The following is a 20,683-nucleotide window of genomic DNA, read 5'->3' on the forward strand; positions in this document are numbered from 1 at the left end:
AGATTTCAGGGTGCCAGAGCTTTTACGACATAAGCGGCAAAAAGCGATCGTTTCTTTTTATCCAGGTCGTCGTACATGTAAAACGCCAGCCTTTTCAAAGGCGTAAATCCATACTTTCCGGCCAGCTCTTCAATATATGCCTGATCGTGGCAGTATACTGCGATTCCCGACCCTGGGTCGACATACACTTCCTTTCCGCCCTCGACGCTCTTCACGGTGAGGCTGAACGTCCCGCCGGGTACCATGACTCGCCGGGCTTCAGAGAATACTCGGTCAAGGTCTCCGATGAAGTGGAATAACCCGCAGGCTGTGACGTGGTGAAATTGCCCGGCCTCGTACGGCCAGTCACCGCTGCCTATATCGCAGACCTTCAGCTCTCTGGCGAGGCCCTTCTTCTCGCATTCCCGGAGCATGTCTGGAGAAAAGTCCGCACCGTAGACTTCCAGCCCGGCTTTATGGAAAAGGGCGGCGCTCAAACCGGTGCCGATGCCGAGATCGAGCAGCTTTTGCCCCGGGCTCAGGTACTCGAAGCACAGGCCGAACAGGACGTCCTGGGCGTGGCATTCCATAGCCTGGCAGAGATCGTCGTACTGGGGGGCACAGCTTCCGTGAAGTTCGGCAGCATCCGGTGACATATACTGATGTAGGGCCCATGCAGACTAAATAGTTAATCTCAGGCGCCGGCCCGACATCGGGCTTCGGCTAAAACGGCGGGAGATGCTCGTAGTCGTTTACCCAGACTGTGACGTTCCCTGCGTATTCGACCGTGATCTGGCTGTTCTTCCTGTATACGCTGCTATTATCCGCAGCCATATTGTATATGTTTAAAGTATAGTTGCCATTTTTTGGCAAATAGATATAAACATCAGCCCCGACACCCTGTGTCCAGTCATTATCATACATAGCAGAAGCTACGATTTCTAGGTTGTCTCCGCTTAGGTGATGATCGAACTTCGCAGGGATATAATAGCAAATAGCAATGCTGATCTGATCCGAGTGCTCTTCAACGATCTTTATTGGAGAATCTCCCAAGGCCATTACCCTGATATTGATCGTGTTGTCTGGGGCAGGATCAAAACTGGCATTGTACCAGTGCTTTGGGTAGTTTAGCGGGCCCAGGCAAACGCAGCCAGCCAATGCTACCACGATTGTGAATACACTGAGAGCTGCACAAGTCTTACCTAATTGCACGTTAATAATATCAGTGCTTATCGAGAAAAATGTACCGCTGACCGGCAGGCTGACCAGATTATCCTGATCTCCTCTACTTTTCGGTACGCGCTTTGGCCACTTTTTCAGCACGTCGCCCGTCCGGGTGTTATAGTTCTCCGGTAAGCAGCGACATCATTTCCTTCACTCAGATTATTTACCGGGATCTGTTTTGGGTTTGCTTAAGTTAATTTGGATGTGCCTATGTCGGAAACTATCATTAGTTTGGCCCTTATTTTTGATGGGCTACTTTTGCTTTGTAACGCTTGTGAGGGGCTTTGTTACCCTGTATCTAAAAAAATGCCGGAGCTGAAAGCTCCAGCCTTAGAGATTCTTAATTATTTCAGCCGCCATCTCGCTGGTCTTCGCGCTGCCGCCGAGGTCGTAGGTGACCTTCTTGCCTTCGGCGATGACCTTTTCGGTGGCCTTGAAGATCTTCTGGGCTGCCTGCTTCTCGCCAAGGTAGTCGAGCATCCAGGCGCCAGCCAGAATCGTCGCGACCGGGTTGGTCTTGTCCATGCCCTTGTACTTCGGGGCGCTGCCGTGGGCGGGCTCGAACATGGCCTTCTTATCGCCGATGTTAGCGCTGTAGATTAAGCCGATGCTGCCGACCAGGGCAGAGCACTCTTCGCTCAGGACGTCCATGAACAGGTTGGTCGAGAGCAGGACCTTCTGGTTGAAGATCAGCGGGTTTTTGATGAGCTGCTGGGCCACGTTGTCGATGTGGTATTCTTCCAGTTCAATGCCCGGGAAGTCGTGCTTGACTTTTTCGCATTCCTGCAGGAAGGTGCCGTCGGTCTTCTTGAGGATGTTGCTCTTGTGAATCGCCACAACTGCCTTCCAGCCCCTGCGTTGCGCTTCCTCGAAGGCGTACTTCGCGATGCGCCTGCAGGCCGGCCTGGTGATCTTCCTGATGGCGATGACGACGTCGTCGGTGATCTGGATCTCTTCGCCGACGTACAGGCCTTCGGTGCCCTCCCTCACGCAGACGAAGTCTACTTCGCCCAGCGGGGACGGTGTGCCCTTATAGCTCTTGATGGGCCTGACGTTGGCGTACAGGTCGTACCTCTGCCTGATGGAGACGGCCACGCTCTTGGGAGAGCCAATGCCGCCGGGGGTCGTGGTCGGGCCCTTAAAAATCGCATCGGCCTCATCCATGATCTTCCAGGACTGGTCGGGGATGAGCGTGTTGCCGCCGTTGGCCTGCCACCACTCGGCTCCGCCCTGACATTCGATAAACTCTACGTTTGCGCCGGCGGCCTTCATGACCTTGATGGCCGAGCTGGAGAGCTCCGGGCCTACGCCGTCGCCGTTGAGGACTGCTACTTTCTTGGACATTACTGGTTGCACCCTTTGACGGGCCGGAGCCCGGTGATGTTGTGCTTCGTGAAATCGAAGACTGTGGCTCGCTCCCCACCTCTGACGATGTCGAGGTGGGCGCCCGGCAGTATCTTACCAATCCGGGACGCATTAAGTTTGTGGTTGCCGAAGACTTCGATCACTCTAGCGGTGTTCTCCGGCTTGCAGGTTACGATGAACCCCATACCCGGGTACATCTTCAGCCACCGGTCCCACTCCAGGGAGGCCGGCTTCGGTATCGTGTCCAGCTCTACTTCAGCGCCCACGCCGGAAACCTCAAGGATCATGCCCAGCGTCCCGAGAATGCCGGGGTTGCTCACGTCTTTGCCAGCGGTCAGGAGATGTGTCTCGCCAAGCTCGACCATCGAGTTGATCTGGTGCCTGACGATCGAGGCTTCCTTCAGGAAGGTGGAGTCCCAGTTCATATCGCAGGAGGGATGAACCCTTCCGTCCAGATCGATACCCAGCACTACGTCATCGCCCGGCTTTGCTTTGCTGCTGTAAATGATGCTGTCCTTCTTGACCCGGCCCAGGATGGCCACGTCGACAGCTGTATAAGGTGTATCAGGGTGGATGTGCCCGCCCACTATGGGGACGCCCAGCTTCTCTACCCCTGCCTTCATGCCCTTGAGGACTTTCTCGGAAAGTTCCGGAGAGCTGGAAGAAAATATGTCAACCATCCCCAGCGCTCTGCCGCCCATCGCCGCGATGTCGTGGACGTTGACCAAAATCGCACAGTAGCCCGACCATTCAGGGTCGGCCCTCATCAGCCGGTCCCAGATACCATCGGCCGCGAGCAGCAGCGCCTCATCGCCCATTTCGATGATGGCGGCGTCCTCACCGAAGGAAGGGTTGGTTCCCTTCTCGTCGAAGATGTTGACGATGTTTTTAATAGAATGCTTACGGGTGGCGCCGAGATAGTCCCGCAGCGATTCTGCCAGTGACTCCAGTTTCATCAAGGGTAATATACCATCCAAATATTAATTTACTTACGGGTAGAAATAGGGTTCGATGACTGCGGACATCGACACTATGGACTGGACCGAAAAGTACCGGCCTGTCAGCCTCGCCGATATCGTGGGCAACGACGCTGCCGTAAAAGCCCTCAGGCAGTGGGCGGAGACCTTCGGCACCGGCAAGAAAGCGGTCATACTCTATGGCGGTCCCGGGGTGGGAAAGACCTCGGCCGCGCTGGCGCTGGCCCACGACATGGGCTGGGATTACATCGAGCTGAACGCTTCAGATGTCCGCACCAAAGACGCGATCAACCGCATCGCCGGCCCGGCGGCTACGGCTGGTACCTTCGAGGGCACCGGCGGGCGACGTCTGGTAATTCTGGACGAGGCGGACAACCTGCACGGCAATGCCGACAGGGGTGGAGAATCTGCAATCATCAACGTCATCAAGCACGCCAGCCAGCCCGTCATTCTCATTGCCAACGACATGTACGCCATGTCCAAGCCGCTCAGGGAATCCGCTCTCCAGGTCCAGTTCAGGGCTATTCTGAGCACTTCAGTCGCCAAAGTCCTGCGGAAGGTCTGCGCTAAAGAGGGCCTTGACTGCGATCCGGAAGCCCTGATGAAGATCGCTGAGCGTACCAATGATCTCCGCTCGGCCATCAATGATCTGCAAGCGGCTGCCCAGGGCAGCGGCCAGGTCACGGTGGCCGACGTATCCACCGCCGACCGGGATGTGCCCGAGACGATCTTCAAGGTCATGGGCATGATTTTCCGGGGCAAGAACATGCGAGAGGCGCTGAACGCTACGTATGGGCTGGACGAGAACCCCGAAGACCTGATCGGCTGGGTGGACGAGAACCTGCCCCGGGAGTACCAGGACGACGACCTCGAGCGGGGTTTCGACGCTCTCTCTAAGGCCGACATGTACCTGGGCAGGACCCGGAGGCGGCAGGACTACGGTATGTGGCGGTATGCCGGGTTCATGATGGTCTGCGGCGTCAACCGGGCCCGGCGCCGGCACTACGGAGGCTTCTCGAGGTACAGCCCGCCAACGTACTGGCAGAAGCTGGGCCGGACGAAATCCGCCCGCACCCTACGGGACTCGATAGCGGCGAAGGTCGGCAAAGCCTGCCACTCGTCGAAGGCCGAGGCGCGCTCGTCTTATCTACCGCTAATCCAGTACCTGTTCGATAAGGACGAGTATGCCATCAAATTATCCGCCCAGCTGAAGCTCGAGGAAGACGAAATCGCTTTCCTGCTCGATGCTAAGAAGGCTTCCAAGAAGGTTTCGGAAATATACAAGAAATCGAGAGCCCTGATCGAGGAAGAGATCGAGGAAGAGATCGACCTGTTTGCCCGGTTTAGCAAAGGCCCGGGCAAGCCTGAGGGAGGGGAGCCGAGAGAGTCCCTGTTCCGGGCAGAGGGGGAAGAGGAGAAGCCTCCCTCGGAGAAGTCGGCGAAGCTCGACACTTTCACTGAGCCCGTCAAGCAAAAGCGGAAAGGCCGCAAGGCTCGGGACGGGGGCACGCCGATCGACGGCGAGCCGGGAGAACCTGCTGAAGAGCCCGTAACAGCTGCGATGCCGGCCGCTACCGATGCTCCAAAACCCGCCGATGTTCCGGCACCACAGGAATCCCCGGGGCCAGAGCCGGAGAAGCCCCCTGCCGCCGAGGATAAAGGTAGTAAAAAGCAGCGGACGCTTTTCGACTTTTAAATTTCTTGTAAGATCAAACGCGTGCTCCGGGTCGACAACGGCATTAGCGATGCCAGAACTCTCCGGCCTATTTTTTACCGAGCCGGCTTTGTTTCTGCAGCCTCGTGACGTACCTGGAGATCAGGTAAGCGACTACGACGCCTGCAATGCTGATCATAATGTAAGTGTTGTTTCTGGTAAAGATACCGTAGGCCAGCAGGATAGAAACGACTAAGATTATCCCGATGCCGATTGCGACCAGTATCCTTCTGAGTTTCAGGTTTTCCATACCGAACTCAAAAAGGGCTTCCGGGGCAATAAACGTTTTGCACAGAGGAAGGGCACGGGAAGTTCGACGATTCCCAGAGATTCTTTATACGGCCGGCTGCAAGACTTATCCCTGTATGCCGGGCTACTATCAACCTGGCATCCTGGAGATTCGATGATGTCAAACATAAAGATCCTCGCTATAGTCGCAGTCTTCTCACTGGCGGCCTTTTGCTGCGGGGTGGCAGCAGGGTTTGCTATCCAGCCCTCGACAGTAGTGTCAGGCATAGAAGATAACCCAACCATACCATTACCGATCTACGACCTCGCCTGTAACAACTCTACCGTGTACTTACCACTCAGTTCCGAATTCATCATCAGCCTGCCCGAAAATGGCGGCAGCACCGGGTATACGTGGGATCCGACTTCCACCCAGGGCATCGACCTGCTGGAGAGTACATTTATTCCCTCCGACATCACCGTGATCGGGGCACCTGGCACGCGTGAGTTTCTGCTGAAGGCTTCGTGGGCCGGCGAGCAGCACTTTAAGGCCACCCTTCACCGGCAGTGTGAGAACCTGACCGGCAGCGAAGAGGTGTTCACCCTCACCATCGTCGTGAGCGATAATATAGATCCCTAAAGCATCCGAAAGACCTAAAACCGAGAAGTGGGAGGGCCTGGCCGGGCTTAGCAACCTCACATGGGCCTGGCCGGCCTGTCCATTGTGCATATGCCTATTTTAAGCTACAGCGGGAGCCTTGTTTTCTACTAACTTCAGTTTGACTGCCAGGACCGCCAGCAGGACCCCCAGGGCTATGTTGAAGATGCCGATCACCTGCGCCAGCGCTACGATGCCCTGTACCGGGCGGATCAGCATAACGGCGCCTACAATCGCCATGATCACTCCCGCCGCTATAAGGAGCATCTCTCCCCTGATAGCCTTGCGGGCCCCGAAGCCCACGACGATCTGCAGGATGCCGGTGAATGCCCAGTAAAAGCCGATCAGGTACGCGAACAATATCAGTGTCAGGCCCGGCCATACCACAGCAACAATGGCAGCCAGTATGGCGATTACGCCATGTATCAGCCTCACCCACCATAAGCCGTCTCTGATAGTCACCGTCTGGAGCAGCATCAGAATTCCGTCGATGAACGAGAAAGCGGCGAATAGCAGGACGAAGATTGCCAGAGACAGGCCCGGCCAGAAAAACAGCGCCAGCCCGAAGGCAATGGCGATCAACCCTCGCAGCAGCACGTCCCACCACGCGACATTCCAGGTTCCGTAATCAATGTTACCACCTGTTACCGGATTATCAGACATGAATGCCATAATTAGAGGTCTTAAGCTAGTTTTATAATATTATTCTGCATATCGAACGCTTTACGCGGACACCTGCTTACCCGGGGCTTATACTGGCCACATGACCTTTTTAATGTGCGTCCCGGGCCGGGTGACCTGCAATGCGTCGACGACGGTCAGAGGCGTGGGGTAATACGACATCAGCGCAAACGGATCCTTTACGGGGAAGATGAGGTCCGGATAGCAGGTTTCTCCAGAGTAGGCCTTATCCATGTGGAAGTTGAGGTGGACGTTTCGCCACATCCGCTCCATGATCGTCCTCCTGGCTATCTCTTCCGGAGTAGCGTAAAGCTGCAGATATTTTTTGGGGACACGGTCGATGATAGTCTCATTTACCCCCCTTGCATTTTTTACCGTCCTGACCAGCATGACGTTCCCCGGCAGGAACGGCTTGCTATTGTTGGCGTCCACGATGTAGTCGTACTTGATCGCCTGGCTTGCATCAGTCGTATTATTGGCCCTGCCTGGGGTAAGATTACCCGTTGCAGTCTGGTTGGTTGGCGGCGTAGTCATATTGATCTGGCGGGTCACCATGGTCATGTCGGGGAAGATCATGCCTGTGCCTGCCGGGAGGCCTGCGAAGCGTATCGGCCCCATCCTGGCCACCCACGAGGGGGTATCACCGACGACGATACCCGGAACCTGATCGAAGGGTAAAACATAAGGCGCCTGCTGTACGCTGAAAAATCCTGTTTCTGCCGCCGTTGCAGTCCGGGCGCTGGTCTGGGCCAGGGAAAACCCGTTTCCCCCGGCCGTGGGCAAGGGTGACAATCCAAAAGATTCGGCGTCAGTGCAGGTCGCATCCTGGGTATGGAAGAGCGTAATCTGAAACGGGACGATGATGGTCTCCTGGTTCGCAAGGAGATCGCCAGACCTGAGTTCCTGCCGCAGCTCGAACTGCGCCGCCGAAGGTGTTATCATAGCGATAATAATCGCGTATACTATAAGCACAGCTATGGCATATCGCCGAACCCTTTTCAACACCCTCAAACCCTCATTATGTACTATTACCGGTTAAATATTTAAATTTCTCATTAAAAATGCGCAGGTTTGCACCGAAAGCAACCAAAGTAAAAATTATATACTTTACCTGTCAAATTTTTACCGATAGTCTATGTTCCACAAGTTCCACTAGAGGCTTGTTTTTGTCCCCGGTCAGGGGTTTTCGGTGCGCGGACACCGGCAGGTGGAGCCATTCCAGAATGTTTTAGTTGCTACTCCGTGAGGCTGACCCTCCCTGTGTGGCCACAGGCATTTTGGGTATATAGTCAAGACTATCAAACAGCTGAGGGCGTTACTACTCATGATAACCTCCTCTCGGCACCAGCTTCTCTCCAGCCCGGCGTTCGGCGTGCCAGGTACAGACTGTTGAGCGACGCAAGGCTGCCGTCATCGCTATCAGGCTTTTTCAGTCGATAGCGTGTGGTATGCCAACGACTATGGAATAGATACATATGGAATTTGAAGTGCTGGACACAATCTTGTCCTATGAGAAGATCGCAACGGAAATGAACGTGGAGAAGAAGCAGGAAATCTACTATCAGGAGCTCGTCAAGCCCTTCGAGGGCATGTTCCGGATGTTCGGAGCTCAGCCTGACGCTTCAGGTAAGATCGATGCTACGAGCCTGCTGAACATGTGGGCTTACCTGGGGCCGGGTCAGATAGACGAAAATATTCTGGATACGCTGCGGTTCGTGAAGAAGTACGACCCCGCCTCGACCATGGCAAAGACGCTGGAGCGGGCGTGGGGCATGTTTGAGGGCTACGAGCACCGAATCCCGATAAAGCGGGTGGTAGCAGGTTTCTTCCTGCAGGACCAGACAAGGATGAACCCAATCACCGGCGACTACACAGGCTTCGGCGCTATACCCGGCTACGTAACGCTGAACTACTTCGTCCCTAACGAGCAGAACATGAGCATGGTAGCCTCGACGCTGGCCCACGAGCTGTGCCACGGCATATGCTCATCGGTAGCTCCCGCAGGCTTCGGCGACCCCCGGAACCTGTCGGTAGACCGGATGGTGATCGGCGAAGGGCTCGCGGAATCGTTTGCGGTCGAGCTCTGCGGCAGGGACAAGCTTGTCTTTTGCGTGAAAAACTTCGACCTCAGGGAGCTGCCCCGGGTGAAGAACATCATCAAAGAAGGGCTGAACCTGAAGGGCTTCGAGAACATGCAGCGGTACGTGTTCGGGAACATCCCCGGAGTCGTCGACGACAAAGGCCTCGGGCTGCCGCCTCACTCAGGCTATGCTGTGGGGTACTACGCGGTACAGGCGTACATGGAACGGACCGGAAAGAGCATCGTCGAAACGATCTTTACCCCTGCGGAAGAGATCGTCCGGGAGTCGAAATTCTTTGATTAAAAAGTAACGCCGGGCAAGTGCCCGGCCTTTTTTATACAGCGGCTCAGGGTAAAAAGCTGATGAAGCCGGCGACAATTTTGATGATGCGTACCATTGTCCTGACTTTCTCCTGCGAGTTATCAGCCGAAGGCTGGTCTGTCACGTTTTCCGGGACCTGAGGCGCTGCACCGGGCGTTACTTTGGATGTGTCCCGGGGCAGCATCCAGTCTACCGGGGCCACGGTCGCCGGGGAGGACGGAGCCGGAACAGGGACATTGTTGACCAGCTCGTAGATATCCGGGATGCTGGTCGGCCAGAAATAAAGGTAGGAGTTACCAGCGGCGACGTTGCCTGCCATATCCAGCGTACGATAGTGTACCTTGTTCTGGTTACCCGGGGGTACGATAAACGGAGCTGTATAGTTGTTCCATGTGATGCCATCCATGCTATACTCCGTTTTAGCGATGCCTGACCCGCCGTCCTCCGGGGTCAGAGTCACCGTGACATCGGAGGTAAACCAGCCCTGAGGGCTGGAGCCCTCGAAGGTGCAGTCAATCGACGGAGCTGTTTTATCGATCTTGATGCTCAGCATCCTCTGGCTCTCGACGTTGCCGGCGTAGTCGATCGAGCGGAAGTAGACCGGGTTTTCACCCTCTTTACTCACGGTAAACAAGGCTCTGTCGAGCCATTCTGAGCCGTCATAACTGTGCTGGGTCCTGTGGACGCCGGTGCTGGCATCCTCCGCGGTGAGGTTCACTGTCACATCCGACCTGTACCACCCGTTGTCGCCGCCTGTGCCAGTCAACTTCGCGTTTGTCACCGGAGGGACCGAGTCTACCTGGATGACGATAGAATTGTGCTTCCCTTCGTTGCCTACTTTATCGATGCTCCAGTACTCGAGCTTATGCACGCCGTTAGCGACGACGAAAGCAGTGCCGGCTCCCTCGATCCTGTGGACCGGCCCATCGTCCATTATATAGTTCAGCTCTTTGACGCCTGAGCCGCCGTCCGTCGCTTCCAGGTCGATGCGAACGCTGGAGTTGTGCCAGTCGTTTACCCTCCTGCTGCTCTGGATGGCATCCGTGAACGGGGGTGTTTTATCCACGCTGACTCTGACGCTACCCACGACAATGGGCGAGAAGACATCCACCCTGCCTCTATCCTGGTCCATCGTGTAGATGTGCCCTGCAGAACCGATTGCGATGCCCGAAGGATTATAGCTGTCTCCTACCCCCACGCTGGAATAATCGATTGCTGTGATATAGTTCCCCTGTTGATCCAGTATCATGACCCTGTGGTTCGACAGATCGGCCACGTACACATTATCTTCCCTGTCGATGGCGAGGCTGCTAACCTTTCCTAACTCGCCGTCCCCAGTGCCGTAGCTGCCGAAGCTCCTGACTAACTCACCCCCTGGGCTGAACACCTGAATCTGATTGTAGTACTGGCGATCGGGTGTCCATGGCGTCTCCTTGTTGTCGAGCTTTCTCTCCCCGCTGCAAACTATGTAAACGAAGCCGGAAGAGTTTACCGCGACGGGGCCTGCAAAGCTATAGTCAGCGCCGGGCTCCGAGGTAGTCCGCCAGCTGGCGACAAACCTGCCCTCCGGATTAAATACCTGTACTCTGGAGTTATAGTCGTCTGACACAAAGACGAAGTTCGAAGCGTTGATCGCAACGTCTACCGGGCTCATGAATTCGCCGTCACCCGTGCCGCCGTTCCCGAACACCGAAACCAGGGCGCCATCCTGGCTGAAAATCTGTATACTGTTATTCGGCGCATCTGCTACGAAGGTATAACCTGACGAGTTCCTGGCCGTGCCGCTTAACAGCCCCGGTACATGCTCGTCCAGCCCTGAAATGCTCCCGAAAACCTTGATCAGCCTGGGCTGCCTGGCAGAATCTATGTCCGCCAGGTACACCAGTATCGTATACTCGCCATCCGGGACAGCTACCTTATTATTGTAGGTCCCGTCCCAGGCAATGCTGTGGTTACCGGTGCTTCGGGTACCTGCAGAGATATCCTTCACCTTGCCGCTCTGGCCGTATATGCTGACGGCTGGACAGCCGTTGATAATGTCGGCCAGCTCGTAACTGATCTCTACCGAGCCGGTATCCGGGTTGAAAAAGGCCCTGTCGGCCGAAACGCCGACTATCGACGGTGCGGCTGCCGAAATCGGGGCAGCACACAACACCAGGGCCAGGACCGCTAATACTAGGACGTACCTCATGGTAACCCTCTGCAGTACCCGCCCCTCGATGCTGCGAACTGGGCCATATTAATGGCCAGTTATCCATACGATGATTGTAGGAAGGTCGGCTGGACTATTTGTATACTTTCTGGTGCCGGCTGAGGCCGGCACAGAGATGAGACGGGCCTTAACTTGCATTAAATCAGAAATGGGAATTACCAGGATATGCCCCTTCCGACCGTTGAGCAATCGCATGTAGTTGCAATAAATTTAATATGATACCAATCTCTTTTACAACAAATACTTACAATGGGAGGCATATCTTTGAAATTTAAAGTTGGGATCGCATTAGTATTCGTAGCAATGATCGCTTTTGTCGTAGCTATCTCCGGCTGCACGGGAACTACCACAGTTTCTCCTGTGCCCACGGCGGAGACAACGCCGACTCCGGCTCCGGCAGTTTCGGGGCCCGTCGTGCTGTCGGTCACCGGCAAGGTCAGCAATCCGCTGAACCTGACCATGGCAGACCTGCAGAAGTACGAAAGCAAGACCATCACTGTCGCAGGAAAGGATAACGTTACCCAGGAATACACCGGCGTAGCCTACGGCAAGCTTCTGGACGCCGCAGGCCTGACCGCCGAAGCGAAGAGCGCGAACATGATCGGCGCGGACGGCTACAACAAGAGCCTGGACGTCTCTGCCATCAAGGCCTCGGCTGACGCCATCATCGCCATCAACGCCGACGACACGCTGAAGGCCGTCATCCCCGGCGAGTCCAAAGGGGCCTGGGTCGGCAACCTGACGACCATCGTCATCGAGTAAAAATAGCTGCGGGCTGCTGCCCGCACAGCTTTTTCTTTTTATTTCTTTTCCATATAGCAGGACCCGGCGCTGCATGCCCTGCACCTGTCGCCGACGAGCATCTTATCCGGGACCATTTCGCCGCACGATGCGCAGATCGCCGGTTTCCACTGATCGTCCTTGGGCGGGATCGGCACATCAACCCTCTCCCAGCCAAGGATACCCCGGCCTGCCACCAGTATGTCCTCGAGCAGGGCCGGCAAATTTCCCTTCGCATCCGGCTCATTGAAGTACCATGCTCTTAAAGCCGGATAGCTTCTGGTCCGCTCGCAGACTACGTACGCTCTTACGCACCGGGCGATGCCGGTGCCGTCGTCCCGCCCCACCGCCAGGGCTATCCTCCCTGTGTTGAACAATAAAAATTTACTACTGCCCGGAGTGCAGCCCGTGATGACCCCGATCGAGTCCGAAACACACTTGGCTGTCTCAGCTACGGCAAACAACCGATCTCCCGGCTCGGCCCCCAGCTTTTCCAGCGCCAGGTCTACCATGTACGCTCCGAGAATCACCCCCGGGGCTGGGAAACCGTGGTAGCGCACCGAAGCATCGATGAACTGTCGCACCCGCCCGCTTATGTCATGCTTCTTTTCCAGCGCGACAAAGGTCGCCATCATCTCTCCTTCATAGTCAGCGTTCATATCGTCGCCTCAGTAGACTTTGACTGTCTTGATCATGCCCACCCAGTACTCCTGGCTGGTGCTGTTGGCAATGATCTTCAGCTGTCCACCGACGTCTACCAGCAGCACGTCGTCCCGTATGGCCTGCGATATCTCGAACGTATTATAGTAGCCGTCGTAGCCGATCACGTCCACCTTGGTCGCCCCCGGCTGAAGGCCCGCGTCCTGCAGGGCTGTTTTCAGCTGCAGGCCAGTATACGTCTGAGGCTTGTGTGGGTTACCGATGGCCTGCGACTCCATAATGACAAAGCGATCGGAATAGCTGTAGTAGTCGTAATCTCCGGGCTGGTCGACGCTGCCCGATATCGTAAACAGCATACTCTTACCCTCTGCCGGCGGGGTAACGTTGCCCGCTGGAGTCGGAGACGTGCCTGCCTCGGGAGGTTTGAAGACCACGGCGCCCGCGACGATGACGATGGAAAGCGCGATCAGCACTGCAGCGACTTTTGTCGCCGTCAGGCGCAGACCCTTCTTACCATCTTTAGCCTTCTTAATGATCCCCGCTTCCTCCAGGCTGTCGGTGACGCCGAGGCCGAAGATGCCGGCGATCACCACTCCCGAGAGGAACGCCATGAAGGTGGCGAGGCCGAACAACAGCGGGCTGTTGAACGGGACGAAGAACTGAAAGGCAACCACGTTCGAGGCAGTGCCCAGCCCTCCCGCCAGCAGGTACGAGAGCCGCCTGTACTTCCTGAACGGCCAGAACCCGATCTCCGCGAACAGGCCCTCCACGAGCGACAGCAGGATGACAAACAAGCCCAGCCGGCTGCCCATCAGGAACTCGATCGATCCTTTTAGCAGCCCTGCTAAAACGCCGCTACCTTTCTTGTTAGTGATCGCGATCACCAGCACAATCCAGATGAGGTGAACGCCGCTGAGCGATTCCGCCACCGGGAACCACACCCTGATCGCGTTGTACGCCTCAGCGATGAGGTAGCCCATATAGACTGAAAAGGCTCCTCCCATCGCGCCGAGCACGGCGATGATCAGCAGGTCCCTGGTCGAGAAGTAATACTTGTTAGCCTTAGTCGCGGTGTCTGACATGGTACATCGATAGCTTGTACTTAACGCCGTTAACATAAAGTTAACGCAATCGATTGCCATAGCGTGTATAGCGTTACTATAGTTAATGGCAGATTGCCGGGGCGACTGGTAGACGATAATAAACGCAGTAACGCTTACCATTTACTGTTTATCTGGATCTGGCACGACCGGGACCTTGCTTCGTTCAGGGCGAGCCACTCGTCCCAGTTCGCCTCTTCCCCCGGCTTCAGCTCAAACCGGACGCCTTGGTCTCCTTCGTACGGGAAGCGGTGATCGTGTATGCCGAACAGGATGTCGTCCGGAATGCGCTCCGGAAAAGCTGCACACCGTGCGCCGTCATCGCCGAGGTGTTTACAGAAGATGCAGATAAACGCGGAGAGATCGGTCATCTGAGATGACTTGATTTTGAGAATATAAAGAGCTTATCGTATAGCGGAAATTAATATGAGTGCACCGACCGGGACTTGAACCCGGGTATTCAGCTTGGAAGGCTGATATCATAGCCGCTAGACCATCGGTGCATATCTAAAAGATGCGGAACTATCATCGACTTACATAGTATTAATAATTTCGCATGACGATCACCAGCCGACACCACTTCGTGTGATAAAAACACAGTAGCGAACCGTAGTCCAGAGATTGTTATAGTCGTTCCTGAAATTTTTCGGACAGGCAGGTACCGTTTACACGAAGTACGCAAGGTACGCGAAGTATAGTTTTTACTGTTACTTTTTGGATATTCGTCATTCAAATCCTCCGGGGCCTCCGGGCTCCTCACTGTCCTCCTCTCAGACCTCCTGACCTCTCTGATCTCTCCCTGAGATCGTTCTCTCTGATCTCCGGTGCCTCCGAAACCTCCCTGTCTGTCCTGCTTACGCACACGTATCATTGAAAATGGGAGGTTGGGGAGTGCCCGGAGGTCTGGGAGTCTTTTTTCAAACTGGGAGGTCAGGGAGGTCAGGAGGTCTGAGAGGAGAAAGGTGAGTGCCCGGAGGATTGGAGAGGGAAAACCGGCTGTCAGGAATCGCCTTGAGAACGCCTGCATTCGCAGTCGTTCAACAGGCGAAGATCCTGGCAAAGGAACTGTCCAAAATGTTTAGGAAAGACTATACACGAAGTTATGCCAGAAAATCAGCCTTCAGTCAGCCATTTTGTTGAACTTTGAGTACTTCGCGTACTTCGTGTAAATGGTACGGGCACTCAAACAAAACGTTTCAAGAATACTACCGCTACCTACTGCCTTTATCAGGTATACCGGCTACCTCTGTGCATGGCTAAAGGTATGCCGCCTGCCGGCGAAGAACGAACCCAGTATTAATTTAACCTGGACCGGGAAAGACCTGTATAAAGATGGTACATCATAAGAGGAGATATCATGGCTGCCGACGAACTCAGGGATCTGCAGGATAATCTGGTCAGACTTGCCTCCCGTATCGGGGTGAAGAAGGTAGGCTTTGCCGATCTGTCCCGGCACGACCATCCGCTCACGGGCAGGTTTCCAGTGGGCATATCCTTGATAACGCCTATTGGGGATATCGCAACTGCTTCGACAGACGAGGCGGCGTTCCACGAGCAGCAGCTCAGGCAGCGGGCCGAGCTGGAAGTCATCAAAGCCAGGCTGGGCGAATTTTTATCCGGGCACGGCTACCGCTGGCATTCCGTCGGCAACGATACGGACCAGGAGCGCCTGACGGGAGAGCTGTCTCACAAGATGGTCGCTGTATCCGCTGGTATCGGCTGGATGGGTAAATCTTCTCTCCTCGTCACGCCGGAGTACGGGCCTTGCGTGAGGCTGACGACCATCCTGACCGATGCCCCGTTCCAGACCTATAAAGGATCAACCCAAAGCAGATGTGGCGCCTGTACCGAATGTGTCGATGCGTGCCCCGTCCATGCTCTCAAAGGCAGGGAATGGCAGCCAGGCATCAGCCGTGACGACATGATCGACGTTTTTCTCTGCAACAACTACCGTATCAGCATAGGAGTTGGCCTCGGCCGAAAGCACAGCTGCGGGTACTGCCTGCGCGCCTGCTGCGCTCGCGCAAAGCCTTAAGCTTCCCCGACACAATTTAGACCTGTTATGGCCTCGTCTGATCTTACAGCAGTAAAAGCCGCCATCAACGACATCGCCTCTTTCTATGGCTTAGAGGTCATCGGCTTCCTGCGCCTGGATCAGGACAGGACCACCATCCCGGCCCACGAAATAGATTTGCTCAGAGGCGTCAAATGGTCGGACGGTGAGGTCAGCGTCTCCAACGTGAAAAACCCGCTGGAGATCATGCCTGCAGCGAAGACGATGGTCATCTTAGGCAAACGCCTCCTGGACGATAAAAAGGACGTTTACTACAAGGTATCAGACAGCTACTCCGCATCCATCGAGACGATGCTGCTCGACGTCGCTACGCTTAAAGTCATCCAGGCGCTGGAAGACCACGATTACCAGGTTGCCGAGTACACTTCCTACTACCTGAAAGTCTGGGCCGTCCTCGCCGGCTTCGGGTGGATCGGCAAGTCCCGCATGTTCGTCCACAGAAACCACGGACCCCGGCTCCGGCTCAAGGCCGTCCTCACCGACGCCGACATCGGAGAAACCTCCGAGATCATCCCCGACGACCGCTGCGGGGACTGCCGGGAATGCATCGATGCCTGCCCCGTCGGAGCCATAAAAGAAACCGAGGTCGACCGCAAGCTGTGCGGTGCCTGCATGCTCAACCACAGGCGCGTTTCAGAAAATGCCATGTCTTACTGCACACAATGCACCGCTGCCTGCCCCGTAGGGAAAAAGTGACCGATTGCCCGCCATTTTTGAACTGCAGTAGATCTTTATACCCAGAATGCCCACCTGACGTCGAACCTGTCGACGAACCTGACCTGGCACACGCTGTACTCTGTCGCCTGAGGGGGAGAGATAGTTGTGCTGCCGGCGCTCAAGACAGCGTAGGCCTCTTTCAGCTCCTCTTCACTGTCGAACCTGATGACCAGCTGGTATCCCCCCGATTTTGAGAAGCCATCGCCATCGCCAAAATCGTTCAGGTAGAGCAGCTGGCCGTGGATCAGAATTTCCGCGTGCAGGACGAGCTCTTCTTGTGCCGGATTCAGTACGACTGTCTGGACGGTGGCCTTGAAGGCTTTCACGTATGCCTCTATAGATTCCTTACACTGTCCGTTTAAGTAGATGTGTGTAGATAGCATCTGATACCTCACAGGCCTAAACTTAGAACCCGCAGGCGAGTTCGAGTGGGCACCCGCCGCCGCACATGGGGTACTGGATACACTTTTTGCACTTCTCCGGGGCGTACTTATGCCCACGGAGGCATTTGGCGAGGTCTTTCTGCCATATCTCTCTGAAGTCGTCAGTCACTGCGTTGCCTAAAGGCTTGAAGTACGACTGGCAGGGTATGACGCTGCCGTCGGGCTCTACTGCGAGGGTTAATCTTGCGGCGCTGCAGGATTTGACGCCGAGGCCCATCTCGACCGGGTTGAGCTTGTGGTATGGGGTCGGGGTGTACCAGATGAAGTCCATGTTGTGCTGTTCGGCGAGGGTGATCACCTGCGGTAAAAGCTCTTTCAGCTCTTCGTAGGTGACGCCGTCGGCGTCTACGCCTCTGCCTGCCCGGATGATGGCGTTCAGGCCGAAGCGCTTTACGCCGAGGCTATGCAAGAACGGTACCAGGTCCAGTATCGTCGCCTTGTTGGCCTGGGTGATCGTCGTGTTCGTGGTGGTGAACAGCTCCTGGGCCGAGTTCTTGATACCGGCGACGGTCTCGTCGTAGCAGTCCACCTTGCACATGGCGTTATGGATGGCCTTGTCGGGTGACTCCAGCGTGATCTGGGTGTAGTCGAGGCCGACCTTCTTCAGCGAGGCTACTCGCTCTTTGGTGAGCAGCCTGCCGTTGGTGATCAGGCCGGTGACGATGCCCAGCTTCTCGGCGTGGTCGATCAGCTCCTCCAGGTCGTCCCTCATCAGGGATTCGCCGCCGGTGAAGACGATGTTGGGGACCTCGAACTTCTGCGTCTTGTCAATGATCTGCTTCCACTCTGCAGTCGAGAGCTCTTTCGTTTGCCGGGGTCCTCCGGCATAGCAGTGGCCGCAGTTGTTGTTGCAGCGGTAAGTCAGCGCGAGGTCGATGCGTAACGGTGATTTCAGGTCGCTGTACTCGGGTGTTTTCACCTTGACGTCCAGGCTGGAGAACGGGCAGGTGTTGCCGGATGCGACACCCCAGATGGAGTTCATGAGCCGGTCGTAGTCGTGCTCGGCGGTCTTCTTCGAGACCTTGTACTTCATCATCACTCTGAGGACGACGTTGTCCCGGATGCTTCCTACGAGAGGCTTATGGCCGCTGTAGTGGATGTAGTGCTTGACGTATTCCGAGCCGATGTGGTCCAGGTACAGTATGCGGGAGGCGTTTATCACTAAAAGCCCCGAGCCGTCGCTCTCCTCTCTGAGATGTAGTTTCGCGTTGTTGATCTTAGCGGTTTTCATGTGCATCCCCCTCCTCCGCCCGCGCAGGCGCAAGCGCAGGCACAATGAGCACAGGCGCAGGCGCAGGATACGCAGGCGCACGATGTGCCGCCCTGCCGGGCCGGTGCCGGCGCTGCCGGCGGCGCATTGGCCGCGTTGCGGACCCCTAAGAACGACTCTATGCTGCCCACTACTCCGGCGGACATGGTCTCGACCGAGTTGCTCACCTTGCTGGCGAACGCCTCGACGCTGGACGTAGTCTGGTTCGTCGGCTGCTGCGGCTGGCTGACGGTGCCGCCTGTCTGGGGCCTCATCGCGTCAGTCGTGGCCGTCGTGGTCGTAGCCGGCTGCTGGTGCCCGAAGTAGTACGGGTACCACCAGTAGTACGGCGGTATCGTCATCGTGTTCCAGCCTGGAGCACGCAGGGACTCCTTGGTCCTGGTAGCGAACTGCTCGTCCGCCATGAGCCAGAGCATGGCTGTGTCGTACTTCTGCAGTTTTAGTTCAGGCGTGTCCACTGCCTTGACGTCGTCCCACTTCTCCTCGATCTTCTGCCTGTAGTAGGCTTCGGTGTCCTTGCGGCAGAACGGCCTGGTCTTGTCGACCACTCTCTGGGCGAGCACTTTGAAGCACTTGACCAGCCGGTCTTCGTCGAGGGTGTCGTTTCTGATGGCGTCCATGAAAGCAGCTTCGTAGTAGTTCAGGTCTTTCCGGGCCACCGGCTCCAGCCGGATCGGCTCGGTAGAGATGAGCTTGACGTTGCCCTTTTTCAGCAGGTCAAACATGATCATGGTCAGGATACGCCTCGGGTCTATGCGTAGGAGCATCGCAGCTTCCACCGGGTCGAGGTCCTTGTTGACACCCACCCCGTCCATGCTGACCACCGGCGACGAGTACTGCTGGCGGTTGCCTGAAGCGATAAGGCTTAAGATGATAATCCCGGCGATGATGAAGAACGGTAAACAGGCGGTCGAGCAGAGAGCATCGGTGAGGAAACTACCTACTCCGTCATCCCCTCCAGTATTGTATACGGGGGGCGTGTAGTCATCCTTCGACGTCACGACTCCAGGGGCCATATACCGGTCCGGGAAGCTGACTGCAGTGTCAAACTGCTGGTTGTTGGACAGCTGAGTGCTGTTGAAGTAGACGATCGTGCGGCCGTTCTCGGTCCCGATGCCCGAGTACTCCCGGTTCCCGGTGTACACTTCGCTGACGTTGATCTCGGCGGGGAGCACGTACTTCACGCTCGTGTCGCTGATGGGCATGTCCCACCAGGGCGGGGTGAACGAGACGATGTCGTAACCTTCAGCGTTCGACTTGTAGATGAAGTTCGGCAGCGTCGAGTAAATAGTGAGGCTGATGCTATCGCCCGGCCTTAAATTGTAGTCCCGGGTCTTGATCTGGTCGCCATCGATGTAGTAGCTGTGGCTTTTGCCTGTGCTATCCACGACACTGCTAATCTGCATGTTACTTTTAGTGGCCGGTATCCAGACCTCGTTCCAGACGCCTTTCTCAATAGTGGCATCTACCTGGTAGATCATGCTGACCGTGCCCGACTGGTTGATGTCCAGCGTGACGTGTTGGTAGTTCACCTGCCACCTGTATTCCTCGGCACTGGCTGCCGGCGCTGCCGCTATGGCCAGGGTCAGCACGAGCAGCGATAAGACCAGTACTGCTGACAGGCGTGACTTACTTCTAACCATTGTTGCTCCCCCTCTTCAGGTCTTCCGGCCGGGCTTTGTCCCACTCCACCGGGGCGCCGCAGCTCGGGCACCTGACCGTGTCCAGGTCTACCGGCGTGCCGCAGTACTGGCACCGCATCCTGACTTCCTGCGGGAACATGTACGTCTTCACGCCCGAGTACTTCGTCGCGTCAAGGTTGATGTCACACAGCCCCTGGTTTGCCATGTGTTCCAGGATAGCCTCAGCATCTTCTCCCCTGAAGCCGACACTCACCAGGTCTGCCGCCCGGACTACGCCGTTCCTCTTTTTAGCGACGGCCATGACCTGCCGCTCCATGTTGTGCTCCCTGGCATCTTTCATCTTCTGCTCCTGGGCGGCCGAGTAGACCATATATACGGGAACTGCGGCTGCGACCAGCAGAACGACGCCCACGAGGCCGGTGGCCAGCCCCCAGGACCTGCCGGCTATGAGGGCCATGAGAGTGATGAACCAGATCGGAAGGCTGATCAGGACGAGCACGATGCTGGCACCGATCAGCATGAAGGAACGGTTATTCATGTGCTAACAATAAGCGGC

21 protein-coding genes and 1 tRNA gene are annotated in these 20,683 nt (G+C 56.1%); 6 read left to right on the forward strand and 16 right to left on the reverse strand.

Features of this window, described 5'->3' with window-relative positions:
* Positions 1 to 5: 5 nt before the first annotated feature.
* From ACPLPM_RS04590 to ACPLPM_RS04605, 4 genes are all read right to left on the reverse strand, one after another.
* The gene (locus ACPLPM_RS04590; protein ID WP_424359065.1) at positions 6 to 635 is read right to left on the reverse strand and encodes a class I SAM-dependent DNA methyltransferase; all 630 of its coding nucleotides are present in this window, start codon (positions 633 to 635) and stop codon (positions 6 to 8) included.
* 67 nt (positions 636 to 702) lie between these two features.
* A complete protein-coding gene (locus ACPLPM_RS04595; RefSeq protein ID WP_424359066.1) occupies positions 703 to 1,302 on the reverse strand; it encodes a hypothetical protein in 600 nt (199 codons plus the stop codon).
* A 231-nt stretch (positions 1,303 to 1,533) separates the two neighbouring features.
* The gene (locus tag ACPLPM_RS04600) at positions 1,534 to 2,547 is read right to left on the reverse strand and encodes an isocitrate/isopropylmalate dehydrogenase family protein (RefSeq protein ID WP_424359067.1); all 1,014 of its coding nucleotides are present in this window, start codon (positions 2,545 to 2,547) and stop codon (positions 1,534 to 1,536) included.
* Positions 2,547 to 3,524, reverse strand: a complete 978-nt coding sequence (locus ACPLPM_RS04605; RefSeq protein WP_424359068.1) for a methanogenesis marker 2 protein — start codon at positions 3,522 to 3,524, stop codon at positions 2,547 to 2,549. Before ACPLPM_RS04605 ends, ACPLPM_RS04600 begins: the two co-directional genes overlap by 1 nt.
* 55 nt (positions 3,525 to 3,579) lie before the next feature.
* On the opposite strand from ACPLPM_RS04605, the gene ACPLPM_RS04610 reads away from it, so the two are divergent.
* On the forward strand, positions 3,580 to 5,241 hold the full coding sequence (locus tag ACPLPM_RS04610; RefSeq protein WP_424359069.1) for a replication factor C large subunit: 1,662 nt from the start codon (positions 3,580 to 3,582) through the stop codon (positions 5,239 to 5,241).
* Positions 5,242 to 5,308: 67 nt separating this feature from the next.
* Here the strand turns inward: ACPLPM_RS04610 and ACPLPM_RS04615 are convergent, their stop codons facing one another.
* Positions 5,309 to 5,509 carry a hypothetical protein gene (locus ACPLPM_RS04615; protein WP_424359070.1) on the reverse strand — a complete coding sequence of 67 codons (201 nt, stop codon included), beginning with the start codon at positions 5,507 to 5,509 and terminating at the stop codon, positions 5,309 to 5,311.
* A gap of 153 nt (positions 5,510 to 5,662) precedes the next feature.
* Here ACPLPM_RS04615 and ACPLPM_RS04620 point away from each other — a divergent pair, with 153 nt between their 5' ends.
* The gene (locus ACPLPM_RS04620; RefSeq protein ID WP_424359071.1) at positions 5,663 to 6,127 is read left to right on the forward strand and encodes a protease inhibitor I42 family protein; all 465 of its coding nucleotides are present in this window, start codon (positions 5,663 to 5,665) and stop codon (positions 6,125 to 6,127) included.
* Positions 6,128 to 6,226: 99 nt separating this feature from the next.
* Here ACPLPM_RS04620 and ACPLPM_RS04625 read toward each other — a convergent pair whose 3' ends face one another.
* Both ACPLPM_RS04625 and ACPLPM_RS04630 read right to left on the reverse strand, forming a co-directional pair.
* Entirely contained in the window at positions 6,227 to 6,817 is a 591-nt protein-coding gene (locus ACPLPM_RS04625) for an HdeD family acid-resistance protein (protein WP_424359072.1), read from the reverse strand.
* Positions 6,818 to 6,895: 78 nt separating this feature from the next.
* The gene (locus ACPLPM_RS04630; RefSeq protein WP_424359073.1) at positions 6,896 to 7,837 is read right to left on the reverse strand and encodes a hypothetical protein; all 942 of its coding nucleotides are present in this window, start codon (positions 7,835 to 7,837) and stop codon (positions 6,896 to 6,898) included.
* A 464-nt stretch (positions 7,838 to 8,301) separates the two neighbouring features.
* On the opposite strand from ACPLPM_RS04630, the gene ACPLPM_RS04635 reads away from it, so the two are divergent.
* A complete protein-coding gene (locus tag ACPLPM_RS04635; RefSeq protein WP_424359074.1) occupies positions 8,302 to 9,210 on the forward strand; it encodes a DUF2268 domain-containing protein in 909 nt (302 codons plus the stop codon).
* A 43-nt stretch (positions 9,211 to 9,253) separates the two neighbouring features.
* Here the strand turns inward: ACPLPM_RS04635 and ACPLPM_RS04640 are convergent, their stop codons facing one another.
* Positions 9,254 to 11,419, reverse strand: coding sequence for an OmpL47-type beta-barrel domain-containing protein (locus tag ACPLPM_RS04640; protein ID WP_424359075.1), 2,166 nt, complete (start codon positions 11,417 to 11,419; stop codon positions 9,254 to 9,256).
* 285 nt (positions 11,420 to 11,704) lie between these two features.
* Here ACPLPM_RS04640 and ACPLPM_RS04645 point away from each other — a divergent pair, with 285 nt between their 5' ends.
* Positions 11,705 to 12,202 carry a molybdopterin-dependent oxidoreductase gene (locus ACPLPM_RS04645; protein WP_424359076.1) on the forward strand — a complete coding sequence of 166 codons (498 nt, stop codon included), beginning with the start codon at positions 11,705 to 11,707 and terminating at the stop codon, positions 12,200 to 12,202.
* Positions 12,203 to 12,240: 38 nt separating this feature from the next.
* On the opposite strand, the gene ACPLPM_RS04650 is transcribed toward ACPLPM_RS04645, so the two are convergent.
* The 4 genes from ACPLPM_RS04650 to ACPLPM_RS04665 all read right to left on the reverse strand — a co-directional run bounded on the left by ACPLPM_RS04650 (position 12,241) and on the right by ACPLPM_RS04665 (position 14,483).
* The gene (locus ACPLPM_RS04650; protein WP_424359077.1) at positions 12,241 to 12,879 is read right to left on the reverse strand and encodes an FmdE family protein; all 639 of its coding nucleotides are present in this window, start codon (positions 12,877 to 12,879) and stop codon (positions 12,241 to 12,243) included.
* A gap of 9 nt (positions 12,880 to 12,888) precedes the next feature.
* Entirely contained in the window at positions 12,889 to 13,962 is a 1,074-nt protein-coding gene (locus ACPLPM_RS04655; RefSeq protein ID WP_424359078.1) for an ECF transporter S component, read from the reverse strand.
* A 134-nt stretch (positions 13,963 to 14,096) separates the two neighbouring features.
* Positions 14,097 to 14,351 (reverse strand): hypothetical protein, encoded by a 255-nt coding sequence (locus ACPLPM_RS04660; protein WP_424359079.1) that lies wholly within the window; start codon positions 14,349 to 14,351, stop codon positions 14,097 to 14,099.
* A gap of 60 nt (positions 14,352 to 14,411) precedes the next feature.
* A tRNA-Gly gene (locus ACPLPM_RS04665) sits at positions 14,412 to 14,483 on the reverse strand.
* Positions 14,484 to 15,337: 854 nt separating this feature from the next.
* Between ACPLPM_RS04665 and ACPLPM_RS04670 the strand changes: the two genes are divergently transcribed.
* Positions 15,338 to 16,015 carry a hypothetical protein gene (locus ACPLPM_RS04670; protein WP_424359080.1) on the forward strand — a complete coding sequence of 226 codons (678 nt, stop codon included), beginning with the start codon at positions 15,338 to 15,340 and terminating at the stop codon, positions 16,013 to 16,015.
* Between the two features lie 27 nt (positions 16,016 to 16,042).
* The gene (locus tag ACPLPM_RS04675) at positions 16,043 to 16,750 is read left to right on the forward strand and encodes a 4Fe-4S binding protein (RefSeq protein WP_424359081.1); all 708 of its coding nucleotides are present in this window, start codon (positions 16,043 to 16,045) and stop codon (positions 16,748 to 16,750) included.
* A 35-nt stretch (positions 16,751 to 16,785) separates the two neighbouring features.
* Here the strand turns inward: ACPLPM_RS04675 and ACPLPM_RS04680 are convergent, their stop codons facing one another.
* The 4 genes from ACPLPM_RS04680 to ACPLPM_RS04695 are packed head-to-tail and all read right to left on the reverse strand — an operon-like array spanning position 16,786 to position 20,665.
* Positions 16,786 to 17,154, reverse strand: a complete 369-nt coding sequence (locus ACPLPM_RS04680) for a VOC family protein (RefSeq protein WP_424359082.1) — start codon at positions 17,152 to 17,154, stop codon at positions 16,786 to 16,788.
* A 22-nt stretch (positions 17,155 to 17,176) separates the two neighbouring features.
* Complete coding sequence (locus tag ACPLPM_RS04685) at positions 17,177 to 18,445, reverse strand: radical SAM protein (RefSeq protein ID WP_424359083.1); 1,269 nt, start codon at positions 18,443 to 18,445, stop codon at positions 17,177 to 17,179.
* Positions 18,442 to 20,127 (reverse strand): hypothetical protein, encoded by a 1,686-nt coding sequence (locus tag ACPLPM_RS04690; RefSeq protein WP_424359084.1) that lies wholly within the window; start codon positions 20,125 to 20,127, stop codon positions 18,442 to 18,444. The genes ACPLPM_RS04685 and ACPLPM_RS04690 overlap by 4 nt, the downstream gene beginning before the upstream one ends.
* The gene (locus ACPLPM_RS04695; protein ID WP_424359085.1) at positions 20,120 to 20,665 is read right to left on the reverse strand and encodes a zinc ribbon domain-containing protein; all 546 of its coding nucleotides are present in this window, start codon (positions 20,663 to 20,665) and stop codon (positions 20,120 to 20,122) included. The genes ACPLPM_RS04690 and ACPLPM_RS04695 overlap by 8 nt, the downstream gene beginning before the upstream one ends.
* Positions 20,666 to 20,683 lie beyond the last annotated feature (18 nt).

This window comes from Methanocella sp. MCL-LM (genome assembly GCF_049676595.1).
Classification (GTDB): domain Archaea; phylum Halobacteriota; class Methanocellia; order Methanocellales; family Methanocellaceae; genus Methanocella_A.

Bases quoted from the DNA above. Each gene is read 5' to 3' on its own strand.
- ACPLPM_RS04690 (WP_424359084.1), bottom strand. From the start codon at position 20,127: ATGGTTAGAAGTAAGTCACGCCTGTCAGCAGTACTGGTCTTATCGCTG.
- ACPLPM_RS04655 (WP_424359078.1), bottom strand. From the start codon at position 13,962: ATGTCAGACACCGCGACTAAGGCTAACAAGTATTACTTCTCGACCAGG.
- ACPLPM_RS04610 (WP_424359069.1), top strand. From the start codon at position 3,580: ATGACTGCGGACATCGACACTATGGACTGGACCGAAAAGTACCGGCCT.
- ACPLPM_RS04590 (WP_424359065.1), bottom strand. From the start codon at position 635: ATGTCACCGGATGCTGCCGAACTTCACGGAAGCTGTGCCCCCCAGTAC.
- ACPLPM_RS04615 (WP_424359070.1), bottom strand. From the start codon at position 5,509: ATGGAAAACCTGAAACTCAGAAGGATACTGGTCGCAATCGGCATCGGG.
- ACPLPM_RS04650 (WP_424359077.1), bottom strand. From the start codon at position 12,879: ATGAACGCTGACTATGAAGGAGAGATGATGGCGACCTTTGTCGCGCTG.
- ACPLPM_RS04620 (WP_424359071.1), top strand. From the start codon at position 5,663: ATGATGTCAAACATAAAGATCCTCGCTATAGTCGCAGTCTTCTCACTG.
- ACPLPM_RS04670 (WP_424359080.1), top strand. From the start codon at position 15,338: ATGGCTGCCGACGAACTCAGGGATCTGCAGGATAATCTGGTCAGACTT.
- ACPLPM_RS04680 (WP_424359082.1), bottom strand. From the start codon at position 17,154: ATGCTATCTACACACATCTACTTAAACGGACAGTGTAAGGAATCTATA.
- ACPLPM_RS04625 (WP_424359072.1), bottom strand. From the start codon at position 6,817: ATGGCATTCATGTCTGATAATCCGGTAACAGGTGGTAACATTGATTAC.
- ACPLPM_RS04685 (WP_424359083.1), bottom strand. From the start codon at position 18,445: ATGAAAACCGCTAAGATCAACAACGCGAAACTACATCTCAGAGAGGAG.
- ACPLPM_RS04660 (WP_424359079.1), bottom strand. From the start codon at position 14,351: ATGACCGATCTCTCCGCGTTTATCTGCATCTTCTGTAAACACCTCGGC.
- ACPLPM_RS04600 (WP_424359067.1), bottom strand. From the start codon at position 2,547: ATGTCCAAGAAAGTAGCAGTCCTCAACGGCGACGGCGTAGGCCCGGAG.
- ACPLPM_RS04635 (WP_424359074.1), top strand. From the start codon at position 8,302: ATGGAATTTGAAGTGCTGGACACAATCTTGTCCTATGAGAAGATCGCA.
- ACPLPM_RS04605 (WP_424359068.1), bottom strand. From the start codon at position 3,524: ATGAAACTGGAGTCACTGGCAGAATCGCTGCGGGACTATCTCGGCGCC.
- ACPLPM_RS04640 (WP_424359075.1), bottom strand. From the start codon at position 11,419: ATGAGGTACGTCCTAGTATTAGCGGTCCTGGCCCTGGTGTTGTGTGCT.
- ACPLPM_RS04675 (WP_424359081.1), top strand. From the start codon at position 16,043: ATGGCCTCGTCTGATCTTACAGCAGTAAAAGCCGCCATCAACGACATC.
- ACPLPM_RS04695 (WP_424359085.1), bottom strand. From the start codon at position 20,665: ATGAATAACCGTTCCTTCATGCTGATCGGTGCCAGCATCGTGCTCGTC.